Origin of the sequence: Pseudonocardia sp. EC080619-01 (assembly GCF_001420995.1) — a bacterium.
In the GTDB taxonomy this organism is placed as follows: domain Bacteria; phylum Actinomycetota; class Actinomycetes; order Mycobacteriales; family Pseudonocardiaceae; genus Pseudonocardia.
The window spans coordinates 83,793-103,935 of the sequence record NZ_CP012186.1; the positions used below are offsets into that span (position 1 = coordinate 83,793).

The 20,143-nt window shown below is 69.1% G+C and carries 13 protein-coding genes, 8 pseudogenes and 2 other annotated features; of the genes and pseudogenes, 14 read left to right on the top strand and 7 right to left on the bottom strand.

What is annotated here, in order from left to right; all coding sequences use genetic code 11:
• The first annotated feature begins 219 nt into the window (after window positions 1-219).
• Window positions 220-1,122 (top strand): ISAs1 family transposase, encoded by a 903-nt coding sequence (locus AD017_RS32540; protein WP_168172859.1) that lies wholly within the window; start codon window positions 220-222, stop codon window positions 1,120-1,122.
• 229 nt (window positions 1,123-1,351) lie between these two features.
• Window positions 1,352-1,858, top strand: a complete 507-nt coding sequence (locus AD017_RS32545; protein ID WP_145986124.1) for a hypothetical protein — start codon at window positions 1,352-1,354, stop codon at window positions 1,856-1,858.
• 125 nt (window positions 1,859-1,983) lie between these two features.
• Here AD017_RS32545 and AD017_RS32550 read toward each other — a convergent pair whose 3' ends face one another.
• Window positions 1,984-3,213: an IS701 family transposase gene (locus AD017_RS32550; RefSeq protein ID WP_060577554.1), complete on the bottom strand. Its 1,230-nt coding sequence runs from the start codon at window positions 3,211-3,213 to the stop codon at window positions 1,984-1,986.
• Window positions 3,214-3,269: 56 nt separating this feature from the next.
• Between AD017_RS32550 and AD017_RS32560 the strand changes: the two genes are divergently transcribed.
• Window positions 3,270-4,534 (top strand): IS3 family transposase gene (locus AD017_RS32560; RefSeq protein WP_145986114.1). Its coding sequence is split into 2 segments (ribosomal slippage): window positions 3,270-3,570 and window positions 3,570-4,534, totalling 1,266 coding nucleotides; the frame shifts between segments, so codons are not numbered across the junction.
• Window positions 3,560-3,691: a sequence feature (AL1L pseudoknot), on the top strand. (Overlaps the previous gene by 132 nt.)
• Window positions 4,535-4,568: 34 nt before the next feature.
• Window positions 4,569-4,868: pseudogene (locus AD017_RS32565) on the top strand (formyltransferase family protein); the annotation flags it as partial.
• Here AD017_RS32565 and AD017_RS32570 read toward each other — a convergent pair.
• Entirely contained in the window at window positions 4,865-5,956 is a 1,092-nt protein-coding gene (locus tag AD017_RS32570) for an IS630 family transposase (protein WP_060575005.1), read from the bottom strand. The pseudogene AD017_RS32565 and the gene AD017_RS32570 overlap by 4 nt on opposite strands.
• A gap of 90 nt (window positions 5,957-6,046) precedes the next feature.
• On the opposite strand from AD017_RS32570, the pseudogene AD017_RS36930 reads away from it, so the two are divergent.
• A pseudogene (locus AD017_RS36930) lies at window positions 6,047-6,357 on the top strand (helix-turn-helix domain-containing protein); the annotation flags it as partial.
• Window positions 6,358-6,478: 121 nt separating this feature from the next.
• On the opposite strand, the gene AD017_RS32575 reads toward AD017_RS36930, so the two are convergent.
• Together AD017_RS32575 and AD017_RS32580 are read right to left on the bottom strand one after the other, a co-directional pair.
• Entirely contained in the window at window positions 6,479-6,898 is a 420-nt protein-coding gene (locus tag AD017_RS32575) for a PIN domain nuclease (RefSeq protein WP_060575006.1), read from the bottom strand.
• Window positions 6,889-7,113 carry a hypothetical protein gene (locus AD017_RS32580; protein ID WP_060576479.1) on the bottom strand — a complete coding sequence of 75 codons (225 nt, stop codon included), beginning with the start codon at window positions 7,111-7,113 and terminating at the stop codon, window positions 6,889-6,891. Before AD017_RS32580 ends, AD017_RS32575 begins: the two co-directional genes overlap by 10 nt.
• A gap of 510 nt (window positions 7,114-7,623) precedes the next feature.
• On the opposite strand from AD017_RS32580, the gene AD017_RS32590 reads away from it, so the two are divergent.
• The 4 genes and pseudogenes from AD017_RS32590 to AD017_RS34160 all read left to right on the top strand — a co-directional run.
• Window positions 7,624-8,834, top strand: a protein-coding gene (locus tag AD017_RS32590) for an IS3 family transposase (protein WP_238592121.1) whose coding sequence is annotated in 2 segments (ribosomal slippage) — window positions 7,624-7,867 and window positions 7,867-8,834 — 1,212 coding nt in all. Because the reading frame shifts where the segments join, the coding sequence is not laid out codon by codon here.
• Window positions 7,857-7,988 (top strand) — a sequence feature (AL1L pseudoknot). It overlaps the preceding gene by 132 nt.
• 161 nt (window positions 8,835-8,995) lie before the next feature.
• On the top strand, window positions 8,996-9,358 hold the full coding sequence (locus AD017_RS32595; RefSeq protein ID WP_060575009.1) for a hypothetical protein: 363 nt from the start codon (window positions 8,996-8,998) through the stop codon (window positions 9,356-9,358).
• Window positions 9,359-9,397: 39 nt separating this feature from the next.
• Window positions 9,398-9,754 carry a maleylpyruvate isomerase N-terminal domain-containing protein gene (locus tag AD017_RS32600; protein WP_082399689.1) on the top strand — a complete coding sequence of 119 codons (357 nt, stop codon included), beginning with the start codon at window positions 9,398-9,400 and terminating at the stop codon, window positions 9,752-9,754.
• Window positions 9,755-10,315: 561 nt separating this feature from the next.
• Window positions 10,316-10,690, top strand: a pseudogene (locus AD017_RS34160) (helix-turn-helix domain-containing protein); the annotation flags it as partial.
• Between the two features lie 34 nt (window positions 10,691-10,724).
• Here the strand turns inward: AD017_RS34160 and AD017_RS32605 are convergent.
• Both AD017_RS32605 and AD017_RS32610 read right to left on the bottom strand, forming a co-directional pair.
• Window positions 10,725-11,672 (bottom strand): annotated as a pseudogene (locus tag AD017_RS32605) (IS701 family transposase); the annotation flags it as partial.
• A gap of 107 nt (window positions 11,673-11,779) precedes the next feature.
• Window positions 11,780-12,871, bottom strand: a complete 1,092-nt coding sequence (locus AD017_RS32610; protein WP_060575005.1) for an IS630 family transposase — start codon at window positions 12,869-12,871, stop codon at window positions 11,780-11,782.
• 15 nt (window positions 12,872-12,886) lie between these two features.
• On the opposite strand from AD017_RS32610, the pseudogene AD017_RS32615 reads away from it, so the two are divergent.
• The 3 genes and pseudogenes from AD017_RS32615 to AD017_RS32625 all read left to right on the top strand — a co-directional run bounded on the left by AD017_RS32615 (window position 12,887) and on the right by AD017_RS32625 (window position 15,535).
• Window positions 12,887-13,698 (top strand): annotated as a pseudogene (locus AD017_RS32615) (IS5 family transposase).
• Window positions 13,699-13,838: 140 nt separating this feature from the next.
• Window positions 13,839-14,681, top strand: a pseudogene (locus AD017_RS32620) (IS5 family transposase).
• A gap of 59 nt (window positions 14,682-14,740) precedes the next feature.
• Window positions 14,741-15,535 carry a FadR/GntR family transcriptional regulator gene (locus AD017_RS32625; protein ID WP_082399691.1) on the top strand — a complete coding sequence of 265 codons (795 nt, stop codon included), beginning with the start codon at window positions 14,741-14,743 and terminating at the stop codon, window positions 15,533-15,535.
• 58 nt (window positions 15,536-15,593) lie between these two features.
• On the opposite strand, the pseudogene AD017_RS34165 reads toward AD017_RS32625, so the two are convergent.
• Window positions 15,594-16,550: pseudogene (locus AD017_RS34165) on the bottom strand (IS5 family transposase).
• Window positions 16,551-16,599: 49 nt separating this feature from the next.
• On the opposite strand from AD017_RS34165, the pseudogene AD017_RS34170 reads away from it, so the two are divergent.
• Window positions 16,600-16,800, top strand: a pseudogene (locus tag AD017_RS34170) (IS256 family transposase); the annotation flags it as partial.
• A 348-nt stretch (window positions 16,801-17,148) separates the two neighbouring features.
• The gene (locus AD017_RS32635) at window positions 17,149-19,971 is read left to right on the top strand and encodes a phosphatidylglycerol lysyltransferase domain-containing protein (protein WP_082399693.1); all 2,823 of its coding nucleotides are present in this window, start codon (window positions 17,149-17,151) and stop codon (window positions 19,969-19,971) included.
• Window positions 19,972-20,143: the final 172 nt, after the last annotated feature.

Consider the following 20,143-nt stretch of genomic DNA (forward strand, 5'->3'; position numbering starts at 1 on the left):
GTCCGATCTCTGGCTCTGGGTGGACCGACCAGCAGCTCGTCGACCTGGTAGGTGTTGGCGTGCAGTCCCGGGTTCCGCAGCCAGGGCGCCGGCGTTGTCGGTGGCTACGGCGTGGCATCCGGGTAGCGTGAGTGGTGTGAGGTAGTGGGACGGGCACGTCACGCCCGGGTGATCATGGGGGTTCCTACACCAACCCAGAATCGCCACTGGAGCTGCGACGTGCCCGCTACGCCATCGTCCCTGACCGCGCTGTTGTGTCCGGACACCGGGCCGGTGGTGGCCTGCCCGGACGCCGATCTGTTGGCGGTCCTGGCGGACGTGCCCGACCCTCGCATGGTCCGTGGTCGCAGGTTTGGGCTGGTCACGGTGCTGGCGGTCGCGGTGGCGGCGGTGTTGTCCGGGGCGCGGACGCTGGTCGCGATCGGCGAGTGGGCTCAGGAACTACCGGCGAGCGCTCGGCTGCGGTTGGGGGTCGGGCGGAGCGCGCCGAGTGAGACCACGATCCGTCGGGTGCTACACGCGGTCGACGCCGACGCCCTCGACACGGTGCTGTCAGGGTGGCTGGCCGCCCGGTCACCCGTCCCGGAGAACGGAAGGCTGCGGATGGTCGCCGTGGACGGCAAGACCGCGCGCGGCGCCCGGCTTCCCGACGGCAGGCAGGTACACCTGTTGGCGGCGTTCGACCAGGCCAGCGGGGTCGTGCTCGCGCAGAGCCGCGTCGAGTCGAAGACCAACGAGATCACCGCGTTCACCCCGCTGCTCGACCGGCTCACCGCCCCCGACACCGGCCTGCCAGGCGGTCTGGACAGGGTGCTGGTGACCGCGGATGCGTTGCACACCCAGCGTGGGCACGCGGAGTTCCTGCGCTCCCGAGGTGGGCACTATCTGTTGACCGTCAAGGCGAACCAGCCGCGTCTGCACGACCAGCTCCGCGCACTGCCCTGGCGCCAGGTCGATGTGGTGCACACCGAGACTGACCGCGGTCCGCACCGAAGGCACCTCGGCGATCGACTTCCCGCACGCAGAGCTGGCGATCTGCCTGCGACGGCGCCGCCGCAAGCACGGTTCGCGGGAGTGGGAGTCCGAGATCGTTTACGCGGTCACGGACCTGACCTGGCGTGATGCCCGCCCGCAGGTCATTGCGGAGGCGATGCGCGGGCACTGGGGCATCGAGAACGGTCTGCACTGGGTCCGTGACGTCACCGATCTTGAAACAGTCCCTGGCGGGAGGCTGGCGAGCTGGCAGCATGGGTGAGGGCGATGGCGAGCGGCGCGGCTGTTGTGTATCGAGCGGACGAGTGCGGCAGGACATGAGGGAACGGTGGCGAGCGTGAGGCGAGGGGGGCGGTCGGTGAGCGACAGCGACCGGATGGGGACGTTGCTGGCGTCGCCGGGCGTGGTCCGCGACGAGCGCACCGGCGAGGTTGCTGCGACCCTGACGCTCGCCCTGAGCCGCGATATCTGGGCGGTTGACCCGCATCCGGGCGCAGAGCCGGTCAGTGTGCTGGTGTCGGCGATGCTCGGGCGCGGCTGGGCGCTACTGACCGAGACCGATCCGAGCACGGTCCGCGGCCTCCCCCGCCCGGCCGGCTGGTCGGTCGAAGTGCCGCATCCCGATGGGCAGATCGCTATTGGCACCGCCGGCGAGGTGCTCTACGCCGGCGACCTGGGGCCGGCCGTCCCGTCGGGCTGGCTCTCGGCGATTCACGCCCAAGGTGACGAGCTCACGGTGTGCGTGGCTACCGATGTGGACCTGACCCGGCGCGATCTCGCCGACCATCTGGCCTACGCCCGCAGCCGCGGGCAGGTCGCGGCTGCGGTCCTGCCGGTGACGCTCGACCGCGGCGCCCCGAGCTAGTACTCCAGCCGCAGTTCGTTAGCTGAGTCGTCTTCGTCGTCGGTAGTGGCTCTCGCGGGCTCGGTGTTGGTGTCGTCGTCGCCAGGTGGACCAGGCCCATCGCAGGGTCCGGGACGGGATGTGGATCAGAGGTGCCAGGAGACGTCGGATCTCGGCGAGGGTGAGCGGGATGAGCCCGCTGCCAGGTCTTTTGGGGCGATCGCCGCGGTGACCGAGAGGTAGGCGTGGGCGAGCATGGCCAGGGTGATGTGGCGGTACCAGGCGTCGTAGCGGCGGACCTGGTAGTGGTCGAGGCCGACCTCGTTCTTCGCGGTCTGGAAACACTCCTCGATCGTCCAGCGGGTCCCGGCGACGCGGATGAGGTCGTCGTCGGTGGTGCCGGGTGGGCCGGCGCAAAGGTAGTAGGCCAGCTCGGGTTCGACACCGGCCTCGAGTTGGGTGTCGGTGAGGATCTGGCGGCGTACCAGCAGCCAGCGGCCCCATCCGGCCGGAGCGTTCTCCGATGGATACAGCGAGGCCACGGCCCAGTCGTAGAACCGCTCACCCTTCACCCCGGGACCGGCCGAACGCCGCTTCCACGCCTGTTCTGGGGCTCGGGCGACGAGGTCGTCGGCTCGGCGTGAGCCGGTCATCTGGGCGAGGTCGCCCTCGATCGACAACGGAATGGTCTGACTGCGGGGCACGGCAACGACGTAGCCGATCCGGCGCTGCTCACACCAGGAGCGGAACTTGTAGTCCTGCCCGTAGGCCTCATCGGCGGTCACGAACGAGGCGGGAACTCCGGCATCGAGAGCGCGGCCGAGCATGTCCTTGGCCAGGGCAGTCTTGGTGGCGAACTCGACCTCGTCGGGCACCGCCGCCTCCCGGCAGCGTCCCCGATCGCCGGTCCAGGACTTGGGCAGGTAAAGCTCGCGGTCGATCAGGGTCCGACCCTTGCCGGTAGCGTAGGCCAGGAACACCCCGAGCTGACAGTTCTCCACCCGCCCTGCCGTGCCGGAGTACTGGCGTTGGACGCCGGCTGACTTGGTGCCCTTCTTCAAGAACCCGGTCTCGTCGACGATCAGTACCCCACCCGCCTCTCCGAGGTGGGAGACCACGTAGTCGCGGACGTCGTCACGGACACCATCGGCATCCCAGTGGGCGGCATTGAGCAGTCGCTGCATCCCGTCCGGGGTCGAGTCACCGGCGACCTCAGCCAGCGTCCACCCGTTTTTCCCGGCCAACGGCGCCAACAGCCCACACACATACGCCCGCGCCCGCCGCCGCGGCTCCGCACGGAAGAACCGGCCCGCCACCAGCCCGAACAACCCATCCAGGCCAACGACCCACGCCTGGAAATCCTCCGTCGACTCCACAAGTGAACCGTCCTGGGTGGTGGAGAGGCTCCTGATCCAGCAAGGAGACTGGAGCTGTGGGAGCACCTCGGAAGTTCGATGAGGAGACCCGTGCCCGCGCGGTCCGCCTCTATCTTGACCGTCTGCGTGATCACGGGGAGTCGAAGCTGGCCGCGCGCCGGCACGTCGGTGAGCTGTTGGATGTGAACCCGGCGACGATCCGCAATTGGGTCGAGGCCGAAGAGCGCGATTCCGGTTCCGGGGTTGGCTCGGCGGCGGGTGGCGATGACGCAGCGGCCGAGTTGCGACGGCTTCGTGCAGAAAATGCCGAGCTGCGGCGGGCGAATGAGATTCTGAAGACTGCTTCGGCGTTTTTCGCGCAGGCGGAGCTGGACCGTCGACTCAGGTAAGACTTCTGTTCGTTCACGAACATCGAAGCCGTTTCGGGGTCGAGCCGATCTGTGCCGTTTTGTCCGAACACGGTGTGCAGGTCGCCCCGCAGACGTATTATCGCTGGCGGTCCCGGCCGGTGACCGATCGCCAGTTGGATGAGGCGTATCTGGTGAATCGGATTGTGGATATCTATCGGAAGAACAGGTGTGTGTACGGGGTGCGGAAGATGTGGCGTGCGGCGCGGCGGGAAGGGCTCCGGGTCGGGCGGGACCAGATGGGCCGATTGATGCGTGTCGCCGGGATCCAGGGCGTGCGCCGCGGGGTCCACCACACGGCCACGACGACCCGTGATCAGCGCGCAGCCCGCCATCCTGACCTGGTCAAGCGGGCGTGGGCGGCGCCGACTCGACCGGATGCGCTGTGGGTCGTGGATTTCACGTATGTGTGGACCGCCTCCGGGTTCTGCTACGTGTCGTTCGTGACCGACGTCTACTCCCGCAGAATCCTCGGATGGAAGGCGTCGATGAGTAAGACCACCGATCTCGTCTCCGGGGCCTTGGCGCAGGCGTTGTCCACTCGCCAACGGGCGATCAGCGAGTTCACCTCCGAGGGTCTTATTCATCATTCGGATGCCGGGTCTCAATATACGTCTCTGGCGTTCACCGAGCAACTCGCCGAGGCTGGTATCGCCGGCTCGATCGGCACCGTCGGTGACGCGCTGGACAACGCGCTGATGGAGTCCACGATCGGCCTGTACAAGTCAGAGCTCATCGTTCCGTATGCTCATTCTCGGAACTGGATCGGTCTTCGTGAGGTGGAGCGAGAGACCGCGGAGTGGGTTCACTGGTACAACAGTGTGAGGCTCCACTCCTCCATTGACTATATGTCGCCGATCGAACGAGAAATGGTGTACGCTACATCCATCGCCCAACAGGGTGCGGTGGCCTGAACCTCAGCCTCTCGCAGACCCAGGACGGTTCAGGGTGCCGGCGATCAACATTCATCACTCGTTCCTGCCGGCGTTCGTCGGGGCGGGTCCGTACGACCAGGCCAAGAGGCGGGGGGGGGTGAAGCTGGTGGGGGCGACGGCGCACTACGTGACCGAGGATCTGGACGAGGGGCCGATCATCGAGCAGGATGTCGCCCGGATCTCGCACCGCCAGTCGGTGCGTGAAATCGCCCGCCGGGGTGCCGACATCGAGCGGGTGGTGCTGGCGCGCGCGGTGGAGGCGCACTGCGATGACCGGGTGCTGCTCGACAACAACACGACTATCGTCTTCTAGTGTCCTGAGTCAGGGATTCGCTTCAGATATCGGGTGAGTCGTTCGAGAATCTCGTCCGCGGTCTTGGTCCACGCGAAGGGCTTGGGGTTGTTGTTCCAGCCGGCGATCCAGTCGCGGATGTCGGCTTCGAGGGCGGGGACCGAGGTGTGCACGCCGCGGCGGATCTTCTTGGTGGTCAGCTCGGCGAACCAACGCTCGACCAGGTTGAGCCACGACGATCCGGTCGGGGTGAAATGCAGGTGGAACCTCGGGTGAGCCACCAGCCAGGTCTTGATAGCCGGGGTCTTGTGGGTGGCGTAGTTGTCCAGCACCAGGTGCACGTCCAGCTCGGCGGGGACCTCGCGGTCGAGCCTGGTCAAGAACGTGCGGAACTCGCTCGCGCGATGGCGGCGATGCAGCGACCCGATCACCTTCCCGGTCGTGACCTCGAGCGCGGCGAACAACGTCGTGGTTCCTGCCCGCACGTAGTCGTGGGTCAGTCGCTGCGGGATGCCGGGCATCATCGGCAGCACTGGTTGGGACCGGTTCAAGGCCTGGATCTGGGATTTCTCGTCCACGCAGAACACCAGCGCCCGCTCGGGCGGGTCAAGGTAGAGACCGACGACGTCGTGGAGTTTCTCGATGAAGTACGGATCGGTGGACAGCTTGAACGTCTCGGCTCGGTGCGGGGCCAACCCGAAGGTGCGCCAGATCCGCGAGATCGTCGATTGGGACAACCCCGAATGCTCGGCCATCCCGCGGGTCGACCAGTGCGTCGCATCAGCCGGTTTGGACTCCAACGTCGTGGTGATCACCTCGGCGACCTGAGCGTCGGTGACCGTGCGCGGACCGCCCGGACGGGGCAGGTCCCCCAGCCCGGCGATCCGGTGAGCAACGAACCGGGCACGCCACCGGCCCACCGTGTGCGCAGCCGACCCCGTCTGCGCCGCGACTTCCTTGTTCGTCGCGCCCGAAGCGCACGCCAGGATGATCCGACACCGCAGCGCCCACGCCTGCGGAGTCGACCCGCGGCGAATCCATTCCTCCAACGCTGACCGCTCATCGTCGGACAGGATCAGCTCGGCCTTGGGTCGTCCGGTCCGTGCCACCAGACCACCTTACAAATATGTCGCGAACTCGCGACTCATGACACTAGTGTCCTGAGTCGGAAGTTGCTGGCCAGTGGTTAGGGTGCGGACATGCCGACGCCGAGTCCGCAGGCCATCGAGTTGTCCGACGAGGAGCGGGCCCAGTTGGAGGCCTGGGCGCGGCGGCGGACGACCGCGGCGGGGTTGGCATTGCGCAGTCGGATCGTGCTCGCCGCTGCCGAGGGCGGCTCGAACGTCGCTCTCGCCCCGGCGCCTGGAGGTGCCGCGGTTGACAGTGCGATTGTGGCGCCACCGGTTCGCCGAGAACCGCCCGGGACAGGTTGGTCGACGAGCCCCGACCGGGCCGGCCCCGCACGGTGTCCGACGCCGATGTGGAACGGCTGATCACCGAGACCCTCGAGGAGCGCGAGAGGGGCGAGACCGAGAACGCCGACAATGACGAGGAATGCCGTGAGGAGCGTGAAACGGCGTGGATCCGTGGCGAGTGGGGAGGGGGCCGCCGGGAACTCTCGTCATGTGTCCTTACACTGCAGCGAGTGTCTCCACCGGTTGCCCCGTGACCTTTGCAATGAGGTCGAAGTCCTTATCAATGGCGAGCACCGTGAGCCCTGCTTTCTCGGCTGTCGCCGCGATAAGCAGGTCCGGGATCGACGGGGCGCGATGCTGACCTCGGTCGGCGAGCAGCATCTGGACCTCAAATGCCCGGTCCTCCATCGCCGGAGTGAGGCGTTCGATGGGCATAAGCGACAGGGGCGTCCTGAGGAACGCCTCGCGTCCCGACCTACCCGACCGCGCGGAGAAGCCCAGCTCAAGCCGCGTGATCGTCGACAGCCGCAGTAGGCCACGCTCGACGCGCGCGCTCCACTCGTCCATGCCAGCGGCCCGGTCCGACTGCATCCGCTCGTAGGCGGACTTGTCAACGAGCCAGCTCGTCACCGCCACGCGGCGTCCATCACCTCGGGATCGGACAGGTCTCCGAACACCTCTGCCGAGCGGGCCCAGTCCTCGGCCGTGAGCTCGCTCTCGGCACTCGGAGGCGTACCGGCTTCGAGCTTGCGGCGCAGGAACTCGTTGCGGGACAAGCCAAGCTCGGACGCCGCCGCGTCGATGCGCTCCACCGCCGCGTCGCTGAGCCCTCTGATGAGCACGTTCGTCATAGCCACCACCTCCGCATCCATGATATCATGATATCGGCGCACCGTCGAGTCGTCGACAACCGGTGGCTGCTGTCAGCAAACCACCGGTGTGTACCGGGCCGACGTGCTCACTAGGCAGCTACCGGGCCTGTAACAGGAACGGCTCTGGCGTACTTTTGGTGGTGGCAGAGGTCTGTCGATGCCCTGTGTGGGATTTCGGGTCAGGGGGTCGGCAAAGTCGCGGTGGGTGGGTGTTGAGCTGCGGTGACACGCGGTCGAGGTAGGTGTGGGGACACGGCTGAGGTTCCCCCGCTTTGGCGGAGTGTCTGAAGACTGGTTCGATCTTGAGGGCCAGGAAGGAAGGCACTGGTGGCTGCACCGAAGAAGTACCCCGATGAGCTGCGGGAACGCGCGGTTCGGCTGTATCGGGAGTCCGCCCCGGGTTGGGTGGAGGCTCTGAACCCGCGGGAGAGTGGATCAGTGCCAGCACCGAGGAAGTACCCTGAGGAGATCCGGGAGCGGGCCAAGCGCATGGTCGCCGAGGCCCGCGAGCAGGACCCGCGGTTGTCGATCAACGCGGCGACCAAGCGGATCGGTCCGCAGTTGGGGATCAAGTCCGACACCCTGCGTAACTGGTGCAAGCAGGCTGACGTCGATGCCGGCCGGGCGCCCGGGGCCACGTCGGTGGAGGCCGCGCGGATCAAGGAGCTCGAGCGCGAGGTGCGGGAGCTGCGCCGGGCTCATGGGATCCTGCAGACGGCATCGGCGTTTTTCGCCTCGGCGGAACTCGACCGCCGACTGCGGTGATCGTGGACTACATCGACGGCCACCGGCAGCAGTTCGGGGTCGAGCCGATCTGTCGCGTCCTGCGCGTGCAGGGCGTGTCGATCGCCCCGAGCAGCTACTACGCGGCCCGCACTCGGCCGCGCTCGGCTCGGGCGGAGCGAGACGAGCGGGTGCTGGGCGAGATCCGGCGGGTGCATGCCCACCCCGAGCTGGGCCGCGGCCTGTACGGGGCACGGAAGGTGTATCACCAGCTGCGCCGCGAGGGCGGCGTCGACGGGGCGCCGGTGGCCCGTTGCACTGTGGAACGGCTCATGGCCGCTGACGGGCTCGAAGGCGCCCGACGCGGGCATCAGTACATGACCACCACAACGGCCGACCCGGCCGCGGCGCGGCCACCGGACCTGGTCAACCGGGACTTCACCGCCGAGCGCCCGAACGCGCTGTGGATCGTGGACTTCACCTACGTGCCCACCTGGGCCGGGATGGCGTTCACCGCGTTCGTCTCCGACGTGTTCGGCTGGCGCACCGCGGCGTCGATGCCCACCGAGCTGCCCCTCGACGCGCTGGAGATGGCGCTGTGGACCCGCGAAACCGCTGGTCAGACCGACCAGGGCCGCCTCGACGGCCTCGTCCATCATAGCGATGCGGGGGCGCAATATACGGCTGTGCGCTACGCCGCCCGGCTCGCCCAGGCCGGCGCGTTGGCCTCGATCGGCACCGTGGACGACAGCTATGACAACAGCCAGGCCGAGAGCGTGATCGGGCTCTACAAGACCGAGTGCGTCCGCCCGGAGGGCCCGTGGCGCGGGGTCGACGACCTCGAGCTCGCCACCGCATCCTGGGTCGCCTGGTTCAACCACCACCGACTGCACTCGTCCATCGGCCACGTCCCACCGATCGAGTACGAAACCGCCTACCACCATCACAACCTGATCGGCCGAAACCCCCGGCCGTGAGAACCCAGCCTCCACCGAACCCGGGGACGGTTCACCCGGGGCGCCCTAAAGTCTCCGGACACGCCGGGGCGGTTCAGCGTCCCTGTTCAGGAGGCATTTGATCTTTCCGGCGAGCCGACGCTCAAAAGGATCAGCGGTGGATCCAGGGTAAGCTCTTGTGCATGATCCAGCCGCCCAATCTCGAAGCCCGTGTGGCCGCCTTGGAGACGCGCATCAGTGAGCTGGCCGCCGACGCACAGGCCGCACGCGAGGACGCTACTGCGGCCCGACACCTCGCAGCGGCGCGGGACCGCGACATCGCGGACTTGATGGTGAAGATTGACGCGAACCGCTCGGCGATCAACGCGCTCGGCGAGCAGACCCGCGAGCGGTTCGATCAGCTGGAGAACAAGGTTGACGGGGGGTTCGCTCAGATACGAGGCCAGCTGGACGGCACGGCCGCCAGCCTGGAGGGCATCACCGGACTGTTGACTACACTCATCGGCCAGCGGGGCGATGACAACCCAGAAAACCCACCACGCTGATCTGCAGACTATCCGCGGGTCGTGGCGGATGCTGTTGCTGTGGATGTTCCTGAAATCTATGCCTGGTGCACCGCTGCTTTCGCTGTCCAGGTCCACCTTGTCGGTACCCGGTGGACGGCGCCCTCGGGGTTGCCAGGGTGGGATGTGCGCGCTGTGGTGAATCACCTGGTCAACGAGCAGCGCTGGACACCCGAGCTGTTCGCTGGCGCCACCATCGACAGCGTCGGTGACCGCTTCGACAGCGACCTGCTCGGCGACGATCCCGTCTCGATGTTCGACCACACTGCTGCGATGGCCCTGGACAGTGCACCGCACTCGCTCGCTGAGATCCCATCCTGCGCCTCGACGGACGTCACGGTGGGGCCAATCCGGGCGACGATGCTGGTGTCGATGTGACACGCGGCAGCGGCATCCCGACCACGGTCGTCACGACGTACGCCGGAGCCCTGTTGACGCGAGTACCGAGGAACTGCGCCGTAGCGCCGCGCTCGACACAGACCAGGACCCCGACTCGGGTCGCCCACGCGATCACCCGACTGACTGTCCGCAGGCTCGCCCCGGCCCGCTCAGCCGCTGTCGCACGGGTCGTCCCGGTGATCAGTCCACTGCGCCAGTCCATCGCCTCGACCAGCGTTCGCAGAACCGCTGTAGCGATACGGCGACGATCGGCGCGCCACAGCTCGGCGTCCACCGCCCGGTCGATGAGTTCACGAGCACAGACCTGATCGACGACGACCACCTGACCCGCCGGCACACGGCCGCGCCATCCGGGGTGCACCGCGAACCGGCCCGCAGCAACCCGGCGCGCAGCACGCCGCCGGCCATACTCGGACCGGCGACTCCATGGGCCTCTGCTCGACGCGCAAGGCTGCCTCGGCCGCGCGGGTACGTGCGTAGTAGAAAGGGCTCGGCTAGTGTCCTGAGTCGTTAAATCGCTGTCGGTTGTTAGGCTGCGGTATGGCGACTCGGGGACCGAAGCCGGCGCAGATCATTCTGACCGACGACGAGCGGTCCCAGCTTGAGTCGTGGGCGCGGCGACGAACCAGCGCGGCCGGGTTGGCCACGCGGAGCAAGATCGTGCTGGCTGCTGCCGAGGGTGGGTCGAACACCGAGGTCGCGGCCTGGTTGGGGGTGTCGCGCCCGACGGTGACGACGTGGCGGTCCCGTTTTGCTGAGCGCCGTCTCGACGGGTTGGTCGACGAGCCGCGGTCGGGGCGTCCGCGCACGGTCACCGACGAGCAGGTCGAGCGCCTGGTCGTGCAGACCTTGGAGACGACACCGGCGGATGCGACTCACTGGTCGACCCGCTCGATGGCAGCCCACCTAGTACTCCAGCCGTAGATCGTTGTGGATGTTCGGAGTCGTTCTGACGCTGGTAGTGGCTGGATCGGGAGTGCTGTTGGTGTCGTCGCCGCCATCGCGACCAGGCCCACGGGCAGGTCAGCTGGCGGGCTGGTTCGATGACGAGCCGGACGAGCAGGTGCCGGATCTCGTTGCAGGTCAACGTGATCAGACCTGGAGGACGTGGGTTGTAGCCGGTGTCAGCGGCGATGACGGCGAGCAGGGCATGAGCGAGCATGACCAGCAGCGTCCAGCGCTGCCAGGAGGTCCAGCGGCGCACCTGGTGCTCGTCGAGACCGATGGCCAGCACGTAGCCGATCCCAGCGAGTTCGCACTCGGCGCGTAGGTCGGGGTCAGCGCCGTAGACCTCGTCCCCGGCGACCCAGCGGGCCGCGACACCGGCGCGCAGAGCCCGGGTCAGCATCCCGGCCGCGAGTGCGGGCTTGGTCGCGAACTCGATCTCGTCCGGCACCCCGGCCTGCTCGAGCCGCTCGGGATCCTCGGTCCAGCAGCGTGGCAGGTAGAGTTCGCGGTCGATCATGGCGTGGCCACGGGTGGCGGCGTAGACGAGGTAGACCGCGACCTGGGCGTTCTCGATCCGTCCGGCCGTGCCGGTGTACTGGCGCTGGACCCCGACCGTGGCTTTGCCCTTCTTCAGGTCGCCGGTCTCGTCGACCACCAGCACCGCGTCGGTGTCGGCGAGCCGTCCGGTGACGTAGTCGCGCAGGTCATCGCGGACGCCGTCGGTGTCCCACTTCGCTCGGCCCAGGAAGTACTGCATGCCGTGTGGATCGGTGTCGCCGGCGTGTTCGGCGATGCTCCAGCAGTTCTTGCGCGGCAGCTCCGCGAGCAGCCCGAACAAGAACCCGCGGGCCCGGCGGCGGGTCTCTACCCGAGGAAACCGCCCCGCGACCCGATCGAGGAGCCGGTCGGCCTCCGCAGACCACCAGTCGGGCTCTACCCTGTGGCTCACGGCCACCGCTTGATCTTCAGATGTCGACACAACGGACGAGGATCACGCGGTGGCCGTCCCACGTCTGGGACCGCCACGCCGCAAGATCACGACTTACGGCTGGAGTACTAGTGTCCTGAGTCAGGGATTCGCTTCAGATATCGGGTGAGTCGTTCGAGAATCTCGTCCGCGGTCTTGGTCCACGCGAAGGGCTTGGGGTTGTTGTTCCAGCCGGCGATCCAGTCGCGGATGTCGGCTTCGAGGGCGGGGACCGAGGTGTGCACGCCGCGGCGGATCTTCTTGGTGGTCAGCTCGGCGAACCAACGCTCGACCAGGTTGAGCCACGACGATCCGGTCGGGGTGAAATGCAGGTGGAACCTCGGGTGAGCCACCAGCCAGGTCTTGATAGCCGGGGTCTTGTGGGTGGCGTAGTTGTCCAGCACCAGGTGCACGTCCAGCTCGGCGGGGACCTCGCGGTCGAGCCTGGTCAAGAACGTGCGGAACTCGCTCGCGCGATGGCGGCGATGCAGCGACCCGATCACCTTCCCGGTCGTGACCTCGAGCGCGGCGAACAACGTCGTGGTTCCTGCCCGCACGTAGTCGTGGGTCAGTCGCTGCGGGATGCCGGGCATCATCGGCAGCACTGGTTGGGACCGGTTCAAGGCCTGGATCTGGGATTTCTCGTCCACGCAGAACACCAGCGCCCGCTCGGGCGGGTCAAGGTAGAGACCGACGACGTCGTGGAGTTTCTCGATGAAGTACGGATCGGTGGACAGCTTGAACGTCTCGGCTCGGTGCGGGGCCAACCCGAAGGTGCGCCAGATCCGCGAGATCGTCGATTGGGACAACCCCGAATGCTCGGCCATCCCGCGGGTCGACCAGTGCGTCGCATCAGCCGGTTTGGACTCCAACGTCGTGGTGATCACCTCGGCGACCTGAGCGTCGGTGACCGTGCGCGGACCGCCCGGACGGGGCAGGTCCCCCAGCCCGGCGATCCGGTGAGCAACGAACCGGGCACGCCACCGGCCCACCGTGTGCGCAGCCGACCCCGTCTGCGCCGCGACTTCCTTGTTCGTCGCGCCCGAAGCGCACGCCAGGATGATCCGACACCGCAGCGCCCACGCCTGCGGAGTCGACCCGCGGCGAATCCATTCCTCCAACGCTGACCGCTCATCGTCGGACAGGATCAGCTCGGCCTTGGGTCGTCCGGTCCGTGCCACCAGACCACCTTACAAATATGTCGCGAACTCGCGACTCATGACACTAGCCGGGAGGAATTCGTGCCCACTCATCCGTGGGGGTGTCACCGCCGCCGGATCGCCGATCGGATCGTGTTCGACAAGCTCCTGCAGGTGCTGCGGTTCGGCTGCTCGTATCAGGGCGTCGCCGACAGAACCTGCTCAGCGAGCACCCTGCGGGCGCGGCGCGACGAGTGGATCCGGCTCGGGGTCTTCGCCCAGCTGCGCCGGATCGCCCTGGACGCCTACGACCGCATCGTCGGTCTGCTGCTTCACGACGTTGCCGTCGACGGCGCCATCACCAAGGCCCCCGGCGGTGGTGAGGTCGCCGGTCCGTCGCCGGTTGACCGGCGCAAACTGGGCATGAAGCGCTCAGTGCTCGTCGAGGGCCATGGCATCCCGCTGGGCCGAGTTCTGGCCGGGGCCAACCGGCACGACTCCCCACTGCTGGGCCCCACCCTCGACCACCTCGGTGCTCTCGGACCGCTGCCCGACGAGATCACCGTGCATCTCGACGCCGGCTACGATTCGGGCAAGACCCGCGACAAGCTGGCCGAACGAGGTCTGCGCGGCGAGATCGCGCACAAGGGTAAGAAGGCGCCGGTCCAGGCCACCCGCCGCTGGCACATCGAGCGCACGAACGCCTGGCACAACGGCTTCAACCGGCTGCAGCGCTGCTACGAACGCCGCGAAACCGTCCTCGACGCATTCTTCGACCTCGCCGACACGATCATCACACTCCGTAGCCTGATCCGGCAGAGGCCTGGATCACCCACCGCTGGGACACCCGACCTACCCGACGCCCGTGACCACCAACCAATCCGCGCGAGCTCTAAGAGGTCGCGCGGGTTGGTCACGATGCCGTAGCGAGATGAGTGTCGCGACAGGGACGCGGGCACGGGTCTGGCGATCATGAAGTTCCTGACGCTTCGTGATCACTGGGAGACCCGTGCCCGCCCTGCCATCATGGCTGACCAACCCGCTGTGGGATCAGTTCGCCGCACTACTGCCTCATCGAGACGAGTTCGATCCCACCCATCCGCTGGGCTGCCATCGCCGCCGGATCGCGGATCGGATCGTGTTCGACAAGCTGCTGCAGGTGCTGCGGTTTGGCTGCTCCTACCAGGGCATCGCCGACAGCACCTGCTCGGCCACCACCATCCGCGTGCGCCGCGACGAGTGGATCAGGCTCGGTGTCTTCGCCCAGCTGCGACAGATCACTCTGGACGCCTACGACCGCATCGTCGGCCTGTTGCTCGACGACATCGCCGTCGACGGCGTCATCACCAAGGCACCCGGTGGCGGCGAGGTCGCCGGCCCGTCGCCGGTCGACCGGCGTAAGCAGGGCATGAAACGCTCGGTGCTCGTCGAGGGATACGGCATCCCACTCGGCCGGGTACTGGCCGGAGCTCACCGCCACGACTCCCCACTGCTGGGCCCTACCCTGGACTGACTCGATGCTCTCGGCCCGTTGCCCGACGACATCACCGTGCACCTCGACGCCGGCTACGACTCCGGCAAGACCCGCGACAAGCTGGCCGAACGAGGCCTGCACGGCGAGATCGCACACAAAGGGGAGAAGGCACCGATCCAGGCCACGCAGCGCTGGCACGTCGAGCGGACCAACGCCTGGCACAACAGCTTCAACCGCTTACAGCGCTGCTATGAACGGGGAGAAGTCGTCGTCGACGCGTTCTTCGACCTCGCCGACACGATCATCACCGTCCGTAGCTTGATCCGTCGCGCATGGACCAGCCACCGCTGGGACACACGACCCGTACGGAGGCCATGAACACCGGCCAATCCGTGCGACCTCTAAGTCGCAGTGCAGGCGCGGGGTAGAGTCGGACCATGGCACGACGGCAGGTGACATCCACGAAGCTGACGGAGGCCGTGGCTGATCACCTGCGCACGTTGATCCACCGGGGCGAGGTCGGCCCCGCCGAACGGCTGCCGCCCGAGCGTGAGCTGGCCGAGCAACTGGGCGTGGCACGCATCAGCCTCCGGGAAGCGATCAAGCAGCTTCGCGACGAGGGCTACGTCGAGGTCCGGCGCGGGGCGACGGGCGGGACCTACGTCACCGAGCTCAGTCAGCCGGCGGCCGCATGGCGCGCCCGGATGCGCACTCAGGACGGCGAGATCGACGACATCCTGGATTTTCGGATCGCTCTCGAGACCGACACCGCCGCCCTCGCCGCTCGCCGGCACGACACCGAGGACCTCGTCGTCCTCCAGAAGGCGGTCGACGCGCTGCACGCCATCGACGGGCGCGCAGCATTCCGCCAGGCCGACTCCCAGTTCCACCTGGCGCTGGCCCGCGCGGCCCGCAGTGACCGGCTCGCGGAGGCGATCGAGACCTCGCGCGGCGAACTCTTCAGCCCGCACGATCTGCTGCCCTTCGTGGAACCGATCGAGGAGACACTGCGTGACCACCAGCAGATCCTCGACGCGGTGGCGGAACGGGACGGCGACAGCGCAGCCTGCATCATGCGCGCGCACTTGAACCGCACCCGAGCGCAGCTTCGGCACATCGTCTTCGGCGACGGAGGCGACTCGACCGGCACCCCCGAAGGGGAAACCGCCACACAGGCCCCTGCCGGTCGTCCTGCGCGAGGCCGAGGACCGGGCACCCGCAGCGACTCCTGAGGTGAGCCGGTAGCGCCATAGCCCACCGTGGCGCGGCGTCTAGAGCCTGTCCCGTGGATCATGGGACGGGGTCGCGTAGCCAGATCCTGATCGAGGCGACGTCGACGGTTCCGCGGAAGACGAAGTCGGGTCTGTCGTAGCGGGTGGCGACCGCCCGGTGGCTCTTGAGCTTGTTGATGGCGCGCTCAACGACGTTGCGCTGCTTGTAGCTCTCGGCGTCGAACCCAGGCGGTCGCCCACCTCTGCTGCCGCGTTTGAACCTGTTCTTCTGCTGGTCGGCGGGTTCGGGGATGGTCGCCATGATCCGGCGTCGCCGCAGGTGAGAACGGATCACCCGGCTCGAGTAGGCCTTGTCGCTCAGCACCTGGCCCGGGCGGGTCCGTGGCCGGCCCGGGCCGCGGCGACGGATCCGGATCCCGGCCATCACCGGCTCGAACGCCAACGAGTCGTGGCGGTGCCCGGCGCTGGTGACCCGGGAGATCGGGCGGCAGCGGGTGTCGGCCGTGAGGTGGATCTTGCAGGTCAGTCCGCCACGTGAGCGCCCGAGCGACTCACGGCTGGGCTTGGCCGCCGGCTTCTTCTCCGCCGCCGACTTCTTGTCATTCGACCGTGCCCCTGTGTCCAGCTCGGTGGTCGCGGCGACCTCCGCAGCGATGTCGACGGGCGGTGCGTGACGGGCCCCGGCAGCGTGTTGATGGGCGCGGACCACCCCAGCGTCGATCCCGACCGTCCACTCCGGGCCCTCGGCCAGATCGGCGTCACGGCGCAGCTCGCCGAGGATCCGCACCCACATTCCATCCCCTGACCAGCGGCGATGCCGGTTGTAGACAGTCTTCCAGTTCCCGTAGACCGGTGGCAGGTCACGCCAGGGCAGGCCGCACCGGGTCCGCCAGAGCACACCGTTGACCGCGCTGCGGTGATCGGCCCACCGCCCGCCCCGGCGCCCGGCCTAGGCGGGCAGCAACGGCTCCAACCGAGCCCACTCAGCGTCGGTCAGGTCATGACGATCAAGCACCCACCCGGTCTACCGCATCCACTGATCAAGATCCGCGGGACACGCTCTAACCCGCGTCACCCGCGGCCCTGGTTCACGCGTCGCTGGACTGACGATGGTGTTCAAGCTCATCGAGGCGGTCCAGGACCGCTGGCGCGCGGTCAACGCCCCACACCTGGTCGCACTCGTCCCCGGCGGCGCGGTGTTCGAGGCCTGCGAACTCATCGAACGACCCGACAACCACACCAACCAGCAGCCGACAGCCGCCTAAAAGATCTTCATCCACAAGTCTTGACCATTGTTCCTCCCCCGGGGACAATAGCATCGCTAGACTCGGGTCTAAGGTGTCGGGCGCAGGATGAGGACGGCGGCCAGATCCTCCGGGAGCAGTGTCTTCGGCTAGGTCGGGGAGAGGGGTGATCGCCGACCGCGACGGCGCCGACTGCGGCGGACCCGGCCGCGACGATGTGCCGTGGTGGAGACTCGTGTTCCCGGCCGACCGGCGGTCGTCGCTATACTAACGGCCCTCCCTGGCACCCGGCTCTCCCTGGCACCGCTCTCGGGACCCGGCCAGCATCGGGGCGGGAGCAGCTTGAGGTGACGAGGACGCGAGGGCGGGATGCGGACGAAGCTCGCACTGCAGGTGGCTGGCGGACCAGTAGACCCAGTATACGAGGACGACGGTGAGGCCACGACGCCGGCGTCCGACTATGCAGCCGGTGGCGAGCGTCCCCGCCACACGCCCGTCCGGACCCTGTCCGCCCTCGTGGTCGCGCTGGCCGCGGTGGCGTGCCTGGTGGAGTTCAGCGCGGCGTTCGCCGACGCCGGGACCGTCGTGGACCGGTGGTTCTGGTTCGTGGGCATCCCCACCGGACCGAGCGTCGTGGTCGGCCTCGCACTGGCCCTGCTGGCCGCGGCCCTGCGCGCCGGCAAACGGGCGGCGTGGCTGGCCCTGGTCTCGTTCCTCGCCCTCGCCGCGGCCGGGGAGCTGGTCCTGGTCCTCGCCGGGGAGGCCGAGCCGGTCGAGCTGATCGTCCCGGCCGCGTGGGCGGCCGTCCTCGTGGCGCGACGGGGCGAGTTCGCCGCGCACGTCGCCCCCGGGGCGCACCGTCGGGCGGCCGCCGTCCTGACCTCGGGCCTCGGCGGGGCGGTCGGGCTGGGCTGGCTGGTGGCCCCGTCGGTCGTAGGGGCTCCCACGGCCGCCGGGCCCCGCCTGGTGTGGGTGCTCGACCGGTTGACCGGGGGCACCTTCGAGCTGGTCGCGGGCAGCCCGGCCGGTGGCTGGCTGACCCCCGCGTTGGACGTCGTCGGCGGTATGGTGCTAGTGGGTGCGCTCGCGGTCTTCCTGCGCGACGTTCGGGCGCACGGCACCGCGACGGCGGACGACGAGCTGCGGGTGCGTGCGCTCGTCGCTGCCCATGGCGGGCCGGACTCGCTGGCCTGGTTCGCCACCCGGCGGGACAAGCGCGTGGTGTTCGCGCCGGGCGGGCGCGCGGCCGTCGCGTACCGGGTCGTCGCGGGCGCGTCGGTCGCGGCGGGCGACCCGGTAGGTCCGGTCGACGACTGGCCCGCGGCGGTGTCCGCCTGGCTGGCCGAGGCCCACCGGTTCGGGTGGCAGCCGGTCGTCCTCGGCGCGGGCGAGCGGGGCGCCGCGGTGTACGGCCGGCACGGTCTGCGGGTGCGCCGGATCGGTGACGAGGCCGTCGTGGACCTCGCCCAGCTGGTCCGCTCCGGCGGCCGCGAGGGCCGGGTCCGGCGCGCGGTCCGGCGGCTGGACGGGGAAGGCTTCCGGGTGACGGTCCGGCGGGTCCGCGACGTGCCCGCGGCCGACCTCGACGCGATCGACCGTCGCGCCGAGCGGTGGCGCGATAGCGCGATCGAACGCGGCTTCTCGATGGCCTCGGGACGGGTGGCCGACCCGTCGGATCTCGACGTCCTGCTGGTCGAGGCGTTCGGTCCGGACGACGTCGCCTGCGGGCTGCTGACTTTCGTGCCGTGGGGCTCCGACGGGCTCTCGCTCGACGTCATGCGCCGGGGGTCGCACGCCCCGGCAGGGCTGACCGAGTTCATGATCGGCAGGCTGGCCGCGGTCGCCCCCGCGTTGGGTGTGCGCCGGGCGTCACTGAACTTCGTCGTGTTCCGGGAGACGCTCGAGTCCGGCGCGCGGCTGGGTGCCGGACCGGGCCAGCGGGCCCGGCGCACGGTGCTGCGCGGCGTGTCGTCGTTCGTACAGATCGAGTCGCTGCACCGCTTCAGCCGCACCTTCGAGCCTGATTGGGTTCCGCGTCTGCTTTGCTGGTCCGGCGGTATCGTCCGGGCCGTGGTCGCCGCCGGTGTCGCGGAGGGCTTCCTGCGCCCGAGCGGCGTCGGCAGGCGTGCCGCCGCCCGCCCGCGCGACGACCGGTTCCGCGCCCGGGTGGACGGCATCGGAGCACCGGGTAACGCCGCCGGGCGGTCCGCGGAGCGCGCCCGCTCCCTCGCCCTGACCCCCCTGGCCCGGCCGGCCCGACCGGTCGACGACGTCGCCGCACTGCAGCGCCGCCACGCCGGGCTGGACCGCGACGTGCGGACTGGCGAGCCGGCGACCGTCGTGGGCCGGGTCCGCGCGCAGCGGACGTTCGGCGCACTCGCCTTCGCCACCCTGCGCTCCGGCCCCGCCCGGATCCAGGTGATAGTCGAGGCCGCCACCGTCGGCCCCGAGGCGCTCGCCCGGTGGAAGGACGGCGTCGAGCCAGACGACCTGGTGCTGGTCAGTGGTGAGGTCGTCACCTCGCGGTCCGGGGAGCTGTCGGTGTTGCTCGGCGACTGGCAGGTGCTGGCCGCACCGGCCCGGCCGGTTCAGGCCGATCCGCTCGCCGACGCGGCGGAGGGTGCGCTGCTCACCGCCGGGTTCTCCGAGGTCGCCGTGCCCCCGACCCACCCGGCCCTCCCGGGTGCCCTGGGTCCGGGATTCGACGGCGCCCCGGAACGGGTCTACCACCTGGAGCGATCCGCGTCGGGCCCGGTCCTGCATCTGCGCGTGGCTCCGGCGGACGCGACCACGGCCCGCGGGATCCTCGACACAGTCCTCGCGGACCTGCCGGCGGACCCCGTGCCGGGGCGGACCGCGGTGGTCGAGGACGGGCTGCCGGTGACGGCCGTGCCGCTCGCCCGGCCACGCGCGCGGTCCACCGGGTCGGCCGACGCCTGGCGGATCGTCGTCGAGGGTCGTGACGTGGCGGAGGGCGCCTCCGGGCGCACTGACGCCGGGTTCGTGGACCGGGTCCTGGGCCCGGGCCCAGTGAGCGCCGCGTTCGAACGGGGGGTACTCCCGTTCGCGACGTTGCGCGCCGACCTGGCCGCGCTCGCCGGGACCACCCCGGCCGCGCCGCAGGACGAGCGGACCGTCGCCGACCGCGACACCCGACGGGAACGTTCGGTGATCGTCGACCCGATGCTCTAACCGCTGCCGGTGGGCTCGCTGCTCGACTTCCCGCTCGTCGACGGCGGTCTGCCGCTGGCGATCTCGGTCGCCGGCCCGCCCTCCGCCGCGGTGTTCCTCGGGTGACCGCGCGACCGACGGCCTGGTCCCGGTCGGTCTGGAGACGTTCGATGTCGCGGCGTGCTGCGGCGGT

Coding starts and splice junctions, on each gene's coding strand:
- AD017_RS32580 (WP_060576479.1), bottom strand. CDS start 7,113: ATGACGAACGTGCTCATCAGAGGGCTCAGCGACGCGGCGGTGGAGCGC.
- AD017_RS32595 (WP_060575009.1), top strand. CDS start 8,996: ATGATCCAGCCGCCCAATCTCGAAGCCCGTGTGGCCGCCTTGGAGACG.
- AD017_RS32625 (WP_082399691.1), top strand. CDS start 14,741: ATGGCACGACGGCAGGTGACATCCACGAAGCTGACGGAGGCCGTGGCT.
- AD017_RS32635 (WP_082399693.1), top strand. CDS start 17,149: ATGCGGACGAAGCTCGCACTGCAGGTGGCTGGCGGACCAGTAGACCCA.